Origin of the sequence: Burkholderia sp. LMG 13014 (assembly GCF_905232215.1) — a bacterium.
GTDB lineage: Bacteria > Pseudomonadota > Gammaproteobacteria > Burkholderiales > Burkholderiaceae > Burkholderia.
On sequence record NZ_CAJNKE010000965.1, the window covers coordinates 1 to 1,466 of the forward strand.

Consider the following 1,466-nt stretch of genomic DNA (forward strand, 5'->3'; position numbering starts at 1 on the left):
GCTGCTGAACCCGGCCGACGTGAACAAGGGCCTCGACTACACGAAGGATTTCGTCACGACGCTGCTCGCACAGGGCCGCAAGGCCGTCGAGCAGAAGCTCGACCTGAAGGCATCGATGGCGCTCACGCGCGAAGCGATGGACCCGAAGTTCGGCCACGTGTTCATCTACGAGCACTGTCTGCCGTTCGACGTGTCGCGTGCGTTCGACGAAGCGAGCGGCATCACGCATCCGCGCATCTGGACCGCGCAGCGCGACAAGGACATGTGGGCCGCGCTGCAGGACTGAGCGGCTTGCACAGGCGGGGCACCCGACAGGGCGCTCCGCCTTTTTTCTGAAGCGGCGACTGGCCACGGCTTCCTGCCGTCTTGCCGTCCGCCGTATCCGATCTCACAAGAAAGCAGGGCGCACGTACGCCCTGGGAGACGGCTGCGCGCTCGAATCGTGCAGCCGGTTTGGAGAGAGACATGCCCCAATCGCTTCCCGCCGAAGCGAGGCTCGCACACGCGAGCGCTTCGGCTTCCCCCTCGGCCGCCACGGACGACGCGCTGCTGTTCCGCAAGATCGCGTGGCGGATCGTGCCGTTCCTGTTCCTCTGCTACGTCGTCTCGTTCCTCGACCGGATCAACATCGGCTTCGCGCAGTTGCAGATGAAGCACGATCTCGGCTTCAGCGACGCGATGTACGGCCTCGGTGCAGCGGTGTTCTACGTCGGCTACGTGTTCTGCGAAGTGCCGAGCAACCTGCTGCTCGCGCGATTCGGCGCGCGCCGCACCTTCACGCGGATCATGCTGCTGTGGGGCATCGCGTCGACCGGGATGATGTTCGTGTCGCAGCCGTCGCATTTCTATGTGCTGCGCTTCCTGCTCGGTGTGTTCGAAGCGGGCTTCTTTCCCGGCATCGTGCTGTACCTGACCTACTGGTTTCCCGCGAACCGGCGTGCGGCCGCGATCTCGGTGTTCTTCGCGGGGGTGGCGGTGGCCGGCGTGCTCGGTGGCCTGATGTCGGGCTGGATCATGCGCGACATGAGCGGCGTGCTCGGGCTGTACGGCTGGCAGTGGATGTTCGCGATCGAAGGCGCGCCGGCGATCCTGCTCGCGTTCGCCGCGTTCACGAAGCTCGTCGACCGGCCGCAGGACGCTGCCTGGCTCACGTCCGACGAAAAGGCGCGTGTCGCCGCGCTGTGCGCGGAAGGGCGCGGCACCGCGCATGACGCGCACGACCGGCGCAGCCTCGCGGCCGCGTTGACGAACCCGCGCGTCTATCTGTTCGCGTTCATCTATTTCTCGCTGACCTGCGCGTCGCTGACGCTCAACTTCTGGATGCCGCTGATGATCCGCGACTTCGGCGTGACCGACGTCGTCGCCGTGAGCCTGTACACGGTCGTGCCGAACGCGGTCGGCGCGGTGGGGCTGATCCTGATCGCGCGCCGCTCGGATCGCACCGGCTGTCTCTGATCCACATCTCC

Annotated in this window: 2 pseudogenes; both read left to right on the forward strand. The window is 66.2% G+C overall.

Features of this window, described 5'->3' with window-relative positions:
* A pseudogene (locus tag JYJ84_RS36575) lies at positions 1-286 on the forward strand (MBL fold metallo-hydrolase); the annotation flags it as partial.
* Positions 287-465: 179 nt separating this feature from the next.
* Positions 466-1,446: pseudogene (locus JYJ84_RS36580) on the forward strand (MFS transporter); the annotation flags it as partial.
* Positions 1,447-1,466: the final 20 nt, after the last annotated feature.